We start from the raw sequence: 14,696 nt of genomic DNA on the forward strand, positions 1-14,696 counted from the left end.
TTAATCCAAAGCGGGGCTCACCGTGATCAGGATTTTGCTTGCCTGCCTGTTGGCAGTGACCATCGCAGGCTGCACCGGCTCGCAGCGTCCACAGGCAGATCAGTCAGAAGTCGTGGCTCGATCTTACCGTGATCCCGGACCCTCGACGCTGACGTTGTACACTATGATCAACACCCGGACTGGTTCGGGTGCGCATACCTCGTTGATGATCAGCGGCAGTGAGCGGGTGATCTTTGACCCGGCGGGCTCGTTCCGGGCAGATGTCGTTCCGATCAAGGATGATGTGCTGTATGGCATCACTCCGAATGTAGAACGCGCCTATCGCAGCAGCCATGCGCGGGAAACGCACTTTGCCCGTATCCAAACGATCGAGGTGTCGCCTCAGCAGGCTGAGATTGCTCTGCAACTGGCCAAGCAGATGGGGCCGGTGTCCAGTGCGTACTGCGCCAACTCAACCTCTCGGCTGTTGCAGCAGGTTCCGGGGTTCGAGCAGATCGGCACCACTTTTTACCCTGTCAAACTTTCCGATCAGTTCGGTCAGGTGCCCGGAGTTCAAACCGCTGAATATCGGGAGAACGACGACGCGGATCTACAGCGGGGTTTGGCGTTCAATAACGCAAGACTTAATGAGCTCGAAGCCGGATCAGGCCAGTAGGTATAGCAACCCGTATAGGGTTGCAGCCCCGGAAAAAATAGCGGCGAGTACGTTTTTCGTCATCAACCCGACAACCAGAGCAACGCCAGCTGCGGCCATGCGCGGAATATCCGGTTGTCCATCAGTTGCCGTCGGCCACACGACCAATGGAGCGATCAGCGCTGGCAGGATGGCCACGGCGGTATAGCGCAAGTGGCGCAGCAGCCAGGGCGGCATCGGGCAGTCTCCGACCAAACCGATAAAGACAAAGCGCAGGGCATAGCTGCCGATGGCTAGCCCGATGATGATCGTCCAGATCGTAACAGGATCGGGATGGGTCATGCGTCGGCCTTTCTGCGCTGGGCGATCAGTTCCACCTGTGCGCCTGCAATCATTCCGGCACATCCGGCGATCAAGAGGCCCAGGTTGTACGGAATACCCACCGTCAGCAACGAAACGACAATGGCAACCAGCGCGGCCACCACATGGGGCAGGGTCCGCATCATCGGACCAATCATCGCCAGAAAGGTGATCGGCAGGGCGAAGTCCAGCGCCCAGCTTTCAGGAATACGCGTCCCCAGAACCGCTCCCAGATAGGTGGCCAAAATCCAAAGCGGTGTAATCGGTGTGACCGAGCCCACGAAATAGGCCATGCGCTGGGGCACGATCATCTTCGGCTCTTTCTCGAATTGCACGATCGAACAGGCATAGGATTGATCGACGGTCAGATAGGCCGCGAAGGCCCTCTGCCAAAGCGGGGCGGCCCCCAGAAACGGCGTCAGCGAGGCAGAATACATCGCCATTCGCAGGTTCACCGCCAGCGCTGAGATCAGAATGATGGCTGTGGGCGTCTGGTCCTGTAGCAGTTGTAGTGCCGCGAACTGCGCAGCCCCCGCGAAAACAGTCGAGGTGAGCGTCATGGTCTGCACGATGTTCAACCCGGCTTCGGTGGCGAAAACGCCGAACAAAGTGCCAAACGGGATTGCGACAAAGATGAACGGAGACCCGTCGCGAAAACCCTTCCAATAGTATGACTTGGATGTGGTGTCTGCCATGGCTAAATCCTATGGTGTTGACCGCAGCACTAACGGTCTTGGGAAAGGGTTGCAATTGGCCACGGAATTGAATGTCTCGGACTACATCATCGCCCCCGACCCCGGCGCGGCCCGCCTGACCCGTGCGGTTGAAGGCGTGGACCAGAATGGCGAGGTCAGCCAGATCTCGGTGGTTGAGGAGCGCCCGCTGACAATTTTCCTCAATTCGCAGGAAATCGTGACGGCGATGACCATCGGCGATTACCCGGAATATCTGGCGCTGGGGTTTCTGCGCAATCAGGGCATGTTGTTGGCCGATGATGAAATCACCCGTGTCGATTACGACGACGATCTGGAAACCGTCATCGTCCGCACGGCGCGGGAAACCTCATACGAGGACAAGCTCAAGAAAAAGACCCGCACCAGTGGCTGCGCGGTCGGCACGGTGTTCGGCGACATGATGGAGGGGCTCGAGGACGTGCGCCTACCGCAGGTTCAGGTGCGCACCTCGTGGCTTTACGATCTGGCCGCCAAGATCAACCGGACCCCGTCGCTGTACCTTGAGGCCGGGGCGATCCACGGCACGGTTCTATGTCGCGAAAACCGCCCGCTGGTCTATATGGAGGACGTGGGCCGCCACAACGCGGTCGACAAGATCGCGGGCTGGATGCTGTCCAAGGGTGAGGCAGCAGAGGACAAGATCCTCTACACCACCGGCCGTCTGACATCCGAGATGGTGATCAAGACGGCGATGATGGGCATCCCGGTACTGGCGTCCCGTTCGGGTTTCACCGCCTGGGGCGTCGAGATCGCGCGCGAGGTCGGCCTGACCCTGATCGGTCGCATGCGCGGGCAACGGTTCGTGTGCCTGTCCGGTGAGGACCGCCTGCTGCGCGACGTGGACCCGGCAACTGTGGCGGTTGAGGACAAGAAGCACAGAAGAAAAAGTTCCAAGGCTTGATCTTCGCCGTTGCTGGTCGATCTCAAAAAGGTCTGCGAATTCTGATGGATGTATTCTAGTGTAGAACGCATAGACGTGAAGTTTGAGACAACAGTCGCCTGAGAGTGGGATGGAACTGATCAACCTCATTGCGCCGGTCTTTGCGGTGATCCTTACCGGATATGTGTTCTCGTGGACGAAGCTCCTGAGTGAGGACACATCTAGCGCGCTTGTCCAATTCGCGGTCTATGTCCTGATCCCCGCCATAATGTTTTACCTGATTGGACAAGAGAAGTTTGAAAACCTTCTGAACTACGGCTTTTACCTCTCTTACGGCGGAACACTGTTGCTTCTATTTGCCGTTCTGTTCGTTTGCCTGAAAACCGCGCTGAAGCTTCAGGTCGGTTCGGCAACAGTAGCGGCCTTCGCGGCCGTCGCGTCGAATACAGCACTGGTTGCTTTGCCTGTCCTCCACGCGATTTTCGGCTCTAAGGGGGCTTTGCCTGCGGTACTCGCCAATCTCGTCGTCGCTATTTTACTTTTGGTGATGACCACCGTTCTCGAAAGCTCGGCAGGACAAAAAGCAAATGCAAAGACTCCGATTTATAGAATCCTCCTGAACGTCCTCAAAAACCCGATTATCGCGGCAACCCTGTTGGGCGTTGCCTATTCCTTTACCGGTATTGGATTTTCAGATGCAGTGTCGGACTATCTGGAACTGCTTAGCCAAGCACTGGCCGCCGTAGCGCTGTTTGCGATTGGGTTTACGACCAGTGTACGAACAATTGTTCAGACTGGGCCGATGATACTGTCGTTGACACTCGTGAAATTGATGATTGCGCCCGGACTAGTGTTACTCGCGGCACATATCATCGGGCTTGATCCGCTTTGGACAATTGCTGCGACTATTTCTTCTGCTGTTCCCACGGCCAAGAACGTATTTCTCCTGGCCAAGCACTACGATCAGGAACCTCAACTTGCGGCTCATATCGTGTCGGCGACGTCTTTACTGTCCGTCGGTACGTTGATCATGTGGCTGTTTGTCCTGCACCATCTGTACCCAATCGCATTCCAATTGAATTGAGTTCGATCTAAAAAGTTGCGAATGACTGATCACCCAATTGCAGGATATCAGGTTTGGCTATGTGTACTCCCTTCGGTGTGATCCTTGCAGGTGGTCTCGCCACTCGTATGGGCGGTGGCGACAAGGGCCTGTTGCAGATCGGCGGGCAGAGCCTGCTGTCCCATGTCATTGACCGCCTTGCGCCGCAGGTGGCGGGCCTTGCGCTGAACGCCAATGGTGATCCCGAGCGGTTCGCTGACCTGAACCTGCCCATTCTGCCTGACACGATCGAAGGGTTCGCAGGCCCTCTGGCCGGTGTTCTGGCGGGGCTGGATTGGGCGGCAGAGCAAGGCGCAGACCATATCGTCACTGCCGCCGCCGACACGCCGTTCTTCCCGCGTGATCTGGTGGCGCGCCTGACGCAGGCCGCTGAGGGGCAGGCGCATCCGCTTGTGTTGGCGACCACGCCGCGTACCGGGGATGAAATGCTGAAATCCGGCGGCGGAAAACGCATCAACCGGCACCCGACCTTTGGCCTCTGGCCCGTAGCGCTGCGCCACGATCTACGCGATGCGCTGAACGATGGGCTGCGCAAGGTTGTGCTGTGGACAGATAAACATGACGGGCGCGAGGCTCTGTTCGGCACCGAGCCGTTCGATCCCTTCTTTAACGTCAACACGCCCGACGACCTGGCGCGGGCGGAAAAGCTGTTGGAGCAGGCATGAGGGTCTACGGCGTCACCGGCTGGAAAAACGCGGGCAAAACCGGGCTGATGGAGCGGTTGGTTACCGAGATCACCGGGCGCGGTTTCACCGTTTCGACGGTCAAACACGCCCATCACAGCGTTGATGTCGATCAGCCGGGGACCGACAGTTATCGCCATCGCATTGCGGGCGCGTCCGAGGTGCTGCTGGCCTCGCGTCAGCGTATCGCCCTCATGCAGGAACTGCGCAGTGCGCCCGAGCCGTCTCTGGCTGACCTGTTGGCGCGCCTGTCGCCGGTTGATCTGGTGTTGATCGAGGGATTCAAGCGCGAAGCCCATCCCAAGGTCGAGGCGTTTCGGGCCGAAGCCAAGAACCCGTTGATGGTGCCCGAGAACGCAACCATCCGCGCCGTGGCTAGCGATACGCCGCTGGCTGTGGATTGCCCTGTTTTCGATCTGGATGACACCGCTGCCATTGCGGATTTCATCCTGCAGGAGGTCGGACTATGACCAAGCCAAACATCGCTCCACCGCCCCTGCGCAACGATTGTTTTGCGCTGCCCGCCGGGGTGAACTGGACGCCGGTGGATGACGCGCTGGCCCTGCTGCGCCAGCGGTTGACGGTGGTAAAGGGCGCCGAAACCCTGCGGTTGGAACAGGCAACCGGGCGCATTCTGGCCGAGGACGTGATCTCCAAACGCTCCAACCCGCCGCTGCCGAATACGGCGGTGGATGGTTATGGCTTTGCCGGTGCCGCGCCCGAGGGTCCGCAGGTGATGCCCCTACATCCGGGGCGGGCGGCAGCCGGCATTCCTTTCGACGGCACGGTGCCCGACGGCCATGCGCTGCGCGTACTGACCGGTGCGGCCCTGCCTGCGGGCGTGGATACCGTTATTCTTGAAGAAGACGTCACCGTTCAGGAGGATCACATCGCCTTCCACGGCCCCCTGAAACAAGGCGCCAACACACGCCGCGCCGGTGAGGATGTGGCCGAGGGCGATCCGGTTTTGCCCGCCAGACGCAGGTTGACACCTGCCGATCTGGCCTTGTTGTCCGCGACGGGCCTTGCCGAAGTGCCTGTTCGCCAGACGCTGCGCGTGGCCGTTTTGTCCACCGGGGACGAATTGGTTGAACCCGGAGAGCCCGCCGGTCCGGGCCAGATCTTCGACGCCAACCGCCCGATGCTGCTGTCGCTGATCGCCCGTATGGGGTTTCAGCCGGTGGATATGGGGCGTGTTGAAGACAACCGGGACGCCCTGCGCGCCCGCCTGAACCGGGCGGCAGAACAGGCGGATGTGATCTTGACCAGCGGCGGCGCGTCAGCAGGGGACGAAGATCACGTCTCGGCCCTGTTGCGGCAGGCGGGCGCAATGCAGGAATGGCGGATCGCGCTGAAGCCCGGGCGGCCCTTGGCGTTGGGAATGTGGGACGGAACGCCGGTCTTTGGCCTGCCGGGCAATCCGGTGGCGGCCATGGTCTGCACGTTGATCTTTACCCGCCCCGCCTTGGGTCTGATGGCGGGTGAGGGCTGGCAAGCCCCGCAAGGTTTTGACCTGCCCGCAGCGTTCGAGAAACGCAAGAAACCGGGCCGCCGTGAATATCTGCGCGCCCGCGTCCGCGATGGCAGGGCCGAGGTGTTTGCCTCGGAAGGGTCAGGCCGGATCAGCGGGCTCAGCTGGGCCGAGGGGCTGGTCGAGATCGAAGACGGTGCGCGCCATATCAAACCGGGCGATATGGTCCGGTTTATTCCCTACGGCAGCTTTGGGTTGTGACTGTCAGGATCGAACAGGGGTTTTCCGTGGCGGAACGGCCGAAAGCCGCAGCCCTATTCTGGCAGGCTTTTGCAGCCAAGTTGCACAGGGTCATGGGGCCGGACAAAAAGGGTCTGGCCTTCATTGAACACGCCATAAACCCGAAATTTGCCTTGGTCGCACGTGATAATTCCAACCAAATGCTGGGGCTGGCAGGTTTCAAGACAAAGGACGGCGGGCTGGTTGAGGGCAGCCTGTCCGATATGGCGAAAGTCTATGGCTGGTTTGGTGGCACATGGCGCGGTCTGGTGCTGAGCGTACTAGAGCGGGACCTGCAACCCGGCGTGTTTCAGATGGACGGTATTTTTGTTGCGGCAGAGGCACGCGGGCAGGGTGTCGGAACCGCGCTGCTGTCCGCGATCAAGGATGAGGCCCGAAAATCGGGTATGTCAGAGGTGCAGTTGGACGTGATTGATACAAACCCACGCGCACAGGCCCTGTACGAACGCGAGGGTTTCAAAGTCCTCAGCAAGGAAGAGACCGGACCGTTTCAGTATCTGTTCGGATTCAGCAGCGCCACACGAATGAGCTGGGCTGTTACCGGGCCTTAATCAAAGGTCCCGGCCACGCGCCCCAGCAGCATGAAGGCTCGCGCCGTGCGGGTTTCGCCGAGGGCGGTCAGGTCGGCATCGCTGGCCTCGGGCTCGAAGGCCACGATCATGTGGTCGAAACGGCGCAGGAAATGATGCGCTGCATCGCGAAAGATCGGGTCCTGTTTCATCCGTGCCGCCGTCAGCGCCAGCGAGGACCGGTCGCGGATGCCGCCCAATGCCGCCACCGAACGCCCACGCGCGCCTTGTGCGAACTGCCGCCAAACCTCGGGTCGGGCCATGTCGGGGCGTAGGTCATCCATATAGATGCCTTCCTGACTGAGCAGGGTCAGCACATCCTGCGAGGCTTGTACCAACTGCGCGGTCTTGCGGTCCTTGAGTGCCACACGTAGGGCATTGAACCCTTCGGTGTCGTCTTGCGTTTCGGGGAAATTCAACGCGCGGATGAAGATATCAGTGCTAAGCGGCGGTGCAATGTCTTCGGCCTGTGTGCCCAACTCCAGCGTTGTCTGATCGCCGGTGCCGTTTGGTGCCGCCGTGCGTGCAGGTTCTGTGCGTTTGGTCGAAAACGTCGCCAGCGCGCTTTCGGTCTTTTTGGCGGCTTCGGCGATTTCATCCAGCTTTTTGCTGACAGTCGGTTCGTACGTGCTGGCCGCGCGCTGTTGCTGAATGACATAGGCCTGCCGGATCGCGTCGATCGCGGTCTGCAGACGTTCGCTTTCCTCGCGCATCACCCGGCTGGCGCGCATCGCAGTCGCGGCAACCCATAACATTGCCACCGGCATGAACACCGCCAGCAGAGTCACTACGAATCCACTGCCCTGCACCTTGCCGGGCAGCACCAGAAACACCACGGACACCACCAGCCAGATCACGCTGAGGACGATGGCCGCAATTTCGATCTCGGTCACTGCCGGACGCGAGGGCTTGTCGTAGATGCCCAGCGAGGTCGGTCGCTCGGGTTCCTGCTCAGGCGTGGGCTCGGACATGGGGACGCTCCGGTCAGGCGTACTCGATACTCAGCACTTCGTAAGATCGCACGCCACCGGGGGTGCGCACTTCGACACTGTCGCCTTCGTCCTTACCGATCAGGGCGCGGGCGATGGGCGATTTGATGTTTAGCAGGCCGTTTTCGATGTTGGCTTCATACTCACCCACGATCTTCCAGGTCTTTTCTTCGTCGGTGTCCTCATCGACCAGAGTGACCTTGGCGCCGAACTTGATCGCGCCCGACAGCTTGGCAGGGTCGATCACATCGGCCAGCGACAGGATGCTTTCCAGCTCCTTGATGCGGCCTTCAATGAAGCCCTGTTTTTCGCGCGCCGAATGGTATTCGGCGTTTTCCTTCAGGTCGCCGAGTTCGCGCGCTGTGGCGATGGCCTCGATGATCGCCGGGCGCTCAACGGATTTCAGGTTTTTCAGCTCTGCCTCGAGCGCGGCATTGCCCGCAGGCGTCATGGGAATCTTTTCCATACTCTTGTCGTCCACGCATAAAGTGATGCGCCCCGCCGCATGGAACCAGCGTCGGGGCGATTTGATGGGTTGGCAAATACCTGACCCAAATGAGGCGTGAATTGCAAGAGGGCATGGCCCCACAACGGGCGGATTACGGCCTAGGCGTAGCTAATCACCTCGAATTCGATGCCATTGTCATCGTCGAAGTAGAACCGTTTGCCCGGTTCGTAATCGGCATGGGATTTCGGGGTGAAACCTGCGTCGATCACTTTCTGCTCGGTGGCGTCGATGTCTTCGACCAGCACGCCCACATGGTTCAGGCCTCCAACGATGTCATAGCTGCTTTCACCTGAGGGTTTTGGATCGCTGGGTGCATACAGCGCCAGGTAGGTATGTGTGCTGCCCACGTGTACCGTGTACCCGCCCGCGATGGCCGGGCCTTCCCAGCGGGTTTTCCAGCCAAACACCTTGTGCATCCACGCGGCCGAGGCCTGCGGGTCGCGGACGGTGAAGTTGGTGTGTTCAAGCGTCGCCATCATGGGATCTCCTTTGTGAATTTAGGCTTGTCCCGACTCACCGTAATTTCTAAACCTAACTTTAGGTCAAGAAATTCTTTTGAGGTCAAAATGGCGGTTTCCGAAGGGCTGGCGATTGGTGCCTTGGCGCAGCGTACCGGGTTGGCGGTTTCGGCCATCCGGTATTACGAGGCGCAGGGACTGATCGCGCCCTGGCGCAATGCAGGCGGGCAGCGGCGCTATCAGCGTGCCGATATCCGGCGGCTGAGCTTTGTCATGATCGCCCAGCAATTCGGCCTGACCCTGCCCGAGATTCGCGAGGTGCTGTCGGGCCTGCCCGGAAATCGCACGCCGACACCGAAGGATTGGCAAAAGATCAGCGTCGGTCTGCGGTCTCATTTGGATCAGCGAATCGATACCCTGATGCGGCTGCGCGACAATCTGGACGGCTGCATTGGGTGCGGTTGCCTGAGCCTGCCGAAATGCGCCCTTTACAACCCCGACGACCGCGCCAAATCCCATGGTAGCGGTCCCAGATACCTGATGGGGGACGCCCCAGAGGCATAACTGCCGCATTGCAGCAATGTTACGCCGTGTTTTGATTGACCAAGGTCTTTCAGACCATGTAATCAGCCGTGAAACAATATTGCGCAGACCACGCAGTGAAAGCGCCAATTCGGAAAAGTTAGCTAAGGAGCCCGCGATGGCCGAGATTGAACGCGAAGCGATGGAATACGATGTGGTGATCGTGGGTGCAGGCCCCGCGGGCCTGTCGGCGGCCATCCGTCTGAAACAGCTGGATGCCGACCTGAATGTTGTCGTTCTTGAAAAGGGTTCCGAAGTGGGCGCACATATCCTGTCGGGTGCGGTTCTGGACCCCTGTGGTCTGGACGCGCTGATCCCGGATTGGAAGGAAAAAGGCGCGCCGCTGAACGTGCCGGTGCACGAAGACAACTTCTACATGCTGGGTGAGGCGGGCAAGATCCGTATCCCCAACTTCCCGATGCCGCCGCTGATGAACAACCACGGCAATTACATCGTCTCGATGGGCAATGTCTGCCGTTGGATGGCCGAACAAGCCGAAGAGCTGGGCGTTGAAATCTTCCCGGGCATGGCGTGCTCGGAACTGGTTTATGGCGAAAACGGCGAAGTCAAAGGCGTGGTTGCCGGTGTCTTCGGTCTGGAACCCGATGGGTCCTACGGTCCGGGCACTGAGCCGGGGATGGAACTGCACGGCAAATACGTCTTCCTGTCGGAAGGTGTCCGTGGCTCGTTGTCCAAGGAAGTCATCGCGAAATACGACCTGTCTGCCGGCAAAGAGCCGCAGAAATACGGCGTCGGCATGAAAGAGATCTGGGAGATCGACCCGGCCAAACACAAGGAAGGCTCGGTTACGCACACCATGGGTTGGCCACTGGGCAGCAACGCAGGCGGCGGGTCGTTCATCTATCACCTGGAAAACAATCAGGTCTATGTCGGCTTCGTGGTTCACCTGAACTACAAGAACCCGCACCTGTATCCGTACATGGAGTTCCAGCGCTTCAAGCATCACCCGATGGTGGCCGAGCTGCTGAAAGGCGGCAAGCGCGTCGCCTACGGTGCCCGTGCGATCACCGAGGGCGGCTATCAGTCGATGCCGAAACTGGTGGCTCCGGGTGTGGCGCTGCTGGGCTGCTCGGCCGGTATGGTCAACGTGCCGCGCATCAAGGGCAACCACAACGCCATGCTGTCCGGTAAAGCCGCAGCCGAGGCCGCCTATGACGCCATCAAGGCCGACCGTTCGGGCGATGAACTGACCGCCTATGAAGTTGACGTGCGTGAAGGCCCGATCGGCGCAGACCTGAAAAAAGTGCGTAACGTCAAACCAATCTGGTCGAAATGGGGTCTGACCGCATCGCTGATGCTGGGTGGTCTGGACATGTGGACCAACACGCTGGGCTTCTCGTTGTTCGGCACGGTTGGTCACGGCAAGAACGACGCCCAGTCGACCGAAGAGGCCAGCAAGCATAAGCCGATCGACTATCCCAAGCCTGATGGCACGCTGTCCTTCGACCGCCTGACCAACGTCTCGTTTGCGATGACCAACCATGAGGAAAGCCAGCCTTGTCATCTGAAGCTGACAGACCCGGACATCCCGGTGAAGGTCAACCTGCCCAAGTTCGACGAACCGGCGCAGCGCTACTGTCCGGCAGGTGTGTACGAGATGGTCGAGGACGAAGAAGGTCCGCGATTCGTGATCAACTTCCAGAACTGCGTCCACTGCAAAACCTGCGATATCAAGGACCCCAGCCAGAACATCACTTGGACCACGCCGCAGGGCGGGGATGGCCCGAACTATCCAAACATGTAAGCGAAAAAACGGGCACTGGCAGGGTCGTGAAGGCTCTGCCATTGCCTCTTGCCAACCAAAGCCCTAGCTTGAAGCGCAGACAAGAATAGCAAGGCAGGATTTTGGTGGCTTCTCTGGTTCGTCGCGCAGCGCTGGCTGTGCTGTTCACCTCGTCTTTTGTACTTCCGGTTCATGCGGATAACGGGTCCGGTGCCTATCTGGCCGGCCGTCAGGCGATCTACGCGAACGATTATACCGCAGCCGAGAAGTACTTTGCTCAGGCCCTGAAGGCTGATCCTGAAAATGCAGGATTGTTAGAGAGCGTTGTTGTCGCCCGCTTGTCCTTGGGTGACGTTCAGCGCACCTTGCCGGTAGCACAGGCGATCGCGGATATGGGGCTGCCCAGCCAAGCGGCCCGGATGGTGATCACCGCCAATCTGGGGGCCGAGGGCAAGCTGGACGACCTGTTGGCGCTGGATCACGAAACACAGGGCGTGGGGCCTCTGGTCGACGGGCTTATGATGGGCTGGGCCTATATCGGTCAAGGCGCCATGACACGCGCGATGGAGCAATTCGACGAGGTTTCCACGCAAGACGGGTTGCGGGACTTTGCGCTGTACCACAAGGCGCTGGCGCTTGCCTCGGTGGGCGATTTCGAAGGGGCTGAAGAGGTGTTCACGGCGCATGAAGGCGCTGTCGCCCGCTTTTCGCGTCGCGCAGCCTTAGCCCGGGCCGAGGTCCTTTCGCAACTGGATCGCCACGAAGAGGCGTTGCAGTTTCTGGCAGAGGTCTTTGCCGCCGGTAGCGATCCGTCCATCGAAGGCTATGTCGAGCGTCTGAACGCCAATGAAACATTGCCCTTCACGCATGCGCAATCGGCTCAGGACGGTATGGCCGAAGTTTTCTTTTCCGTCGGTGCCGCACTCAGTAACGAGGCGGCGCAGAACTACGTCCTGCTTTATGCCCGTATTGCCACGTTCCTGCGCCCCGATCATGTGGACGCGATTCTGCTGAGCGCCGAGTTGCTGGACGATCTGGAGCAATATGATCTGGCGGTGGCCGCCTATCGCAAAGTGCCGACCAGCAGCAGCGATTACCACGCTGCTGAACTGGGCCGGGCAGAGGTGCTCAGCCGCTGGGGCAAAAAAGATGCTGCGGCCGAAGTTCTGCAAACGCTCGCCAGCCAAAGCCCGAACCTGCCCAGCGTGCATGTGGCGCTGGCCGATCTGCAGCGTCAGCAAGAGGACTACGCTGCGGCTGTTGGTTCTTATGACAGGGCCATTGATCTGACCGAGGGCAGTACGGGCGGCAACTGGTTTCTGCACTATGCCCGCGGTATCTCGCATGAGCGGCTGAAGAACTGGGATCAGGCTGAGGCCGATTTCCGCCGTGCATTGGAATTGAACCCGGATCAGCCGCAGGTGCTCAACTATCTGGGCTATTCGCTGGTCGAACGGCGCGAGAAACTGGACGAAGCGCTGGACATGATCGAACGTGCCGTCGCGGCGCGGCCCGACAGTGGTTATATCGTCGACAGTCTGGGCTGGGTTCTGTTCCGTCTGGGCCGATATGATGAAGCGGTCGATCATATGGAGCGCGCGGTTGAGCTGATGCCGGTCGATCCGGTGGTGAACGACCATCTGGGTGACGTTTACTGGGCTGTGGGCCGTGGGCGTGAAGCGGAATTCCAGTGGAGCCGCGCCCTGTCCTTCATCGATCCGACAGACACGGATGGTGAGGCTGACCCCGAGCGCATCCGCCGCAAGCTGGAAATTGGGCTGGATGCGGTTCTGGCCGAAGAAGGGGCCGAGCCGTTGAAGGTCGCCAATGGCAATTAAGGCCTTCGCGCCCGCCAAGATCAACCTGACCCTGCATGTGACCGGCCAACGGCCGGACGGCTATCACCTGCTGGATTCTCTAGTGGTGTTCGCCGATGTTGGCGACACGCTGGAGTTCACTTCCGGTCCTGCATTGTCGATGGCGGTTACTGGTGAACACGCCGCAGGCGTGCCCACGGACAACCGCAATCTGGTTTGGAAAGCCGCCGAGGCTGTGGGCTGGACCGGACACATCGACCTGAACAAGGTGCTGCCGCATGGTGGCGGAATCGGTGGCGGGTCCTCGGACGCTGCGGCGACTTTGCGGATGGTTGCTGATCAGGGAGAGGCCGTCTCGTCGGATGCCGCGCTGTCTCTGGGTGCGGATGTTCCGGTTTGCATGTTGGCGTCCGGCGCGCGGATGCGGGGTATCGGCGAACAGTTGGACGCTATCACCTTGCCCCCATTGCCCGCGCTGCTAGTCAATCCCGGCGTCGAAGTGCCCACGGGCGCGGTGTTCTCGGCTTTGGCCAGCCGTGACAACCCGCCCATGCCGGGCGTAATACCAGCCTTCAACACGCCCGAGGACTGTGGCGCGTGGTTGCTGGATCAGCGCAATGACCTTGAGCTGCCCACTACCGGACTGGCCCCGGATGTGGCCCGTGTGCTTGAGGAACTGGCAGACACTAAAAACGCCCTTCTGGCCCGCATGTCGGGGTCAGGATCGACCTGTTTCGCGTTGTATCCAACGATGAAAGACGCGCATTTCGCGGCCTATGAGATCGGCGCGGCCCATCCTAATTGGTGGTGCCGTGCGACGCAGCTTAGTTAAGGCGTGAGACCACGTAATCGGCCAGGTCGCGTAGCAGGGTTCGGATCTCGTGATCGGGCAGGGCGTCCAGCGACGCTTTGGCCTTGGCAGCCCATCCAAATGCCTCCGCGCGGGTGGCGTCCAGAGTGCCGTATTTACCCATCAGACCCAGCGCGTGGTCCAGATCACCGTCTTCCTGACGGCCCCGGCCAATAGTGCGCTCCCAAAAAGCGTGTTCTTCGGGGGTGGCCTGCGCCACGGCCTTGATCACTGGCAGAGTCAGCTTGCGCTCGCGGAAATCGTCTCCGACATTCTTGCCGGTGGCTTTGCTATCGCCCTGATAATCCAGAAGATCATCGGCGATCTGGAAGGCAATCCCCAGCGCATCGCCATAGTTGTACAATGCCTTGACCTGCTCTTCGGATGCGCCTGCGATCACGCCGCCAACCTCGGTTGCAGCCGAAAACAGCGCGGCGGTCTTGCCGCGTACGACTTGCAGATAGACCCCCTCATCCGTACCCAGATCAGTGGCGGCGGTCATCTGCAGCACTTCGCCCTCGGCAATGGTGGCCGAGGCATTGGCCAGAATGTCCAGAACCCGCAGCGATCCGGTCTCAACCATCAACTGGAAGCTGCGGGAGAACAGATAATCGCCGACCAGAACACTGGATTTGTTGTCCCACAACAGGTTTGCCGTGGGCCGCCCGCGCCGCTGGGCGCTTTCGTCCACCACGTCGTCATGCAGAAGGGTGGCGGTGTGGATAAATTCGACCGTTGCGGCCAGACGCACATGGTGGTCGCCCGGGTAACCGAACAGACGGGCTGCGGCCAGCGTCAGCATCGGACGCAGGCGCTTGCCGCCGGCCTCAACCAGGTGCGCGGTGACCTCGGGAATGCGCGGCGCGTGCTCAGAGGCCATGCGCGTGCGGATCAGCTCATTGACCGCGTCCATTTCGCCAGCCAGAATTTCCGCCAGCCGCTCATGCGGTTTTGTGATCGTGTCGATATCCATCACACTCCTGATACAAGGCTC

At 60.1% G+C, this 14,696-nt stretch carries 17 protein-coding genes; 11 read left to right on the forward strand and 6 right to left on the reverse strand.

Annotated elements, in window-relative coordinates; translation table 11 throughout:
- Positions 1-22 precede the first annotated feature (22 nt).
- On the forward strand, positions 23-655 hold the full coding sequence (locus GOW98_RS14460; protein ID WP_170333227.1) for a hypothetical protein: 633 nt from the start codon (positions 23-25) through the stop codon (positions 653-655).
- On the opposite strand, the gene GOW98_RS14465 is transcribed toward GOW98_RS14460, so the two are convergent.
- Positions 644-976: an AzlD domain-containing protein gene (locus tag GOW98_RS14465; RefSeq protein WP_170333229.1), complete on the reverse strand. Its 333-nt coding sequence runs from the start codon at positions 974-976 to the stop codon at positions 644-646. The genes GOW98_RS14460 and GOW98_RS14465 overlap by 12 nt on opposite strands.
- On the reverse strand, positions 973-1,689 hold the full coding sequence (locus tag GOW98_RS14470) for an AzlC family ABC transporter permease (RefSeq protein WP_170333231.1): 717 nt from the start codon (positions 1,687-1,689) through the stop codon (positions 973-975). The genes GOW98_RS14465 and GOW98_RS14470 overlap by 4 nt, the downstream gene beginning before the upstream one ends.
- Between GOW98_RS14470 and GOW98_RS14475 the strand changes: the two genes are divergently transcribed.
- The 6 genes from GOW98_RS14475 to GOW98_RS26310 all read left to right on the forward strand — a co-directional run bounded on the left by GOW98_RS14475 (position 1,688) and on the right by GOW98_RS26310 (position 6,736).
- Positions 1,688-2,629 (forward strand): formate dehydrogenase accessory sulfurtransferase FdhD, encoded by a 942-nt coding sequence (locus GOW98_RS14475; protein WP_170333232.1) that lies wholly within the window; start codon positions 1,688-1,690, stop codon positions 2,627-2,629. The two genes, GOW98_RS14470 and GOW98_RS14475, sit on opposite strands and share 2 nt — an antisense overlap.
- 109 nt (positions 2,630-2,738) lie before the next feature.
- Complete coding sequence (locus tag GOW98_RS14480; protein WP_170333234.1) at positions 2,739-3,692, forward strand: AEC family transporter; 954 nt, start codon at positions 2,739-2,741, stop codon at positions 3,690-3,692.
- A 59-nt stretch (positions 3,693-3,751) separates the two neighbouring features.
- The gene (gene mobA, locus GOW98_RS14485) at positions 3,752-4,396 is read left to right on the forward strand and encodes a molybdenum cofactor guanylyltransferase MobA (protein WP_170333236.1); all 645 of its coding nucleotides are present in this window, start codon (positions 3,752-3,754) and stop codon (positions 4,394-4,396) included.
- Positions 4,393-4,884: a molybdopterin-guanine dinucleotide biosynthesis protein B gene (mobB, locus tag GOW98_RS14490; protein ID WP_170333238.1), complete on the forward strand. Its 492-nt coding sequence runs from the start codon at positions 4,393-4,395 to the stop codon at positions 4,882-4,884. Before mobA ends, mobB begins: the two co-directional genes overlap by 4 nt.
- Complete coding sequence (locus tag GOW98_RS14495) at positions 4,881-6,146, forward strand: molybdopterin-binding protein (RefSeq protein WP_170333240.1); 1,266 nt, start codon at positions 4,881-4,883, stop codon at positions 6,144-6,146. The genes mobB and GOW98_RS14495 overlap by 4 nt, the downstream gene beginning before the upstream one ends.
- Complete coding sequence (locus GOW98_RS26310) at positions 6,143-6,736, forward strand: GNAT family N-acetyltransferase (protein ID WP_367646852.1); 594 nt, start codon at positions 6,143-6,145, stop codon at positions 6,734-6,736. Before GOW98_RS14495 ends, GOW98_RS26310 begins: the two co-directional genes overlap by 4 nt.
- Here the strand turns inward: GOW98_RS26310 and GOW98_RS14505 are convergent.
- The 3 genes from GOW98_RS14505 to GOW98_RS14515 form a co-directional block, all read right to left on the reverse strand.
- Entirely contained in the window at positions 6,733-7,725 is a 993-nt protein-coding gene (locus tag GOW98_RS14505; RefSeq protein WP_170333242.1) for a hypothetical protein, read from the reverse strand. The two genes, GOW98_RS26310 and GOW98_RS14505, sit on opposite strands and share 4 nt — an antisense overlap.
- Positions 7,726-7,738: 13 nt before the next feature.
- Positions 7,739-8,209 (reverse strand): transcription elongation factor GreA, encoded by a 471-nt coding sequence (gene greA / locus GOW98_RS14510; protein ID WP_170333244.1) that lies wholly within the window; start codon positions 8,207-8,209, stop codon positions 7,739-7,741.
- 140 nt (positions 8,210-8,349) lie between these two features.
- A complete protein-coding gene (locus GOW98_RS14515; RefSeq protein WP_170333247.1) occupies positions 8,350-8,730 on the reverse strand; it encodes a VOC family protein in 381 nt (126 codons plus the stop codon).
- Between the two features lie 87 nt (positions 8,731-8,817).
- Between GOW98_RS14515 and soxR the strand changes: the two genes are divergently transcribed.
- The 4 genes from soxR (at position 8,818) to GOW98_RS14535 (ending at position 13,684) form a co-directional block, all read left to right on the forward strand.
- Entirely contained in the window at positions 8,818-9,273 is a 456-nt protein-coding gene (gene soxR / locus GOW98_RS14520; RefSeq protein WP_170333250.1) for a redox-sensitive transcriptional activator SoxR, read from the forward strand.
- Between the two features lie 136 nt (positions 9,274-9,409).
- Positions 9,410-11,056: an electron transfer flavoprotein-ubiquinone oxidoreductase gene (locus tag GOW98_RS14525; RefSeq protein ID WP_170333253.1), complete on the forward strand. Its 1,647-nt coding sequence runs from the start codon at positions 9,410-9,412 to the stop codon at positions 11,054-11,056.
- Positions 11,057-11,160: 104 nt separating this feature from the next.
- Positions 11,161-12,873, forward strand: coding sequence for a tetratricopeptide repeat protein (locus tag GOW98_RS14530; RefSeq protein WP_170333275.1), 1,713 nt, complete (start codon positions 11,161-11,163; stop codon positions 12,871-12,873).
- A complete protein-coding gene (locus GOW98_RS14535; RefSeq protein WP_170333278.1) occupies positions 12,863-13,684 on the forward strand; it encodes a 4-(cytidine 5'-diphospho)-2-C-methyl-D-erythritol kinase in 822 nt (273 codons plus the stop codon). The genes GOW98_RS14530 and GOW98_RS14535 overlap by 11 nt, the downstream gene beginning before the upstream one ends.
- Here the strand turns inward: GOW98_RS14535 and GOW98_RS14540 are convergent.
- Entirely contained in the window at positions 13,677-14,675 is a 999-nt protein-coding gene (locus GOW98_RS14540) for a polyprenyl synthetase family protein (RefSeq protein ID WP_170333281.1), read from the reverse strand. The genes GOW98_RS14535 and GOW98_RS14540 overlap by 8 nt on opposite strands.
- Positions 14,676-14,696: the final 21 nt, after the last annotated feature.

It is taken from the genome of Ruegeria arenilitoris, from assembly GCF_013032445.1.
Lineage (GTDB): Bacteria > Pseudomonadota > Alphaproteobacteria > Rhodobacterales > Rhodobacteraceae > Ruegeria > Ruegeria arenilitoris_F.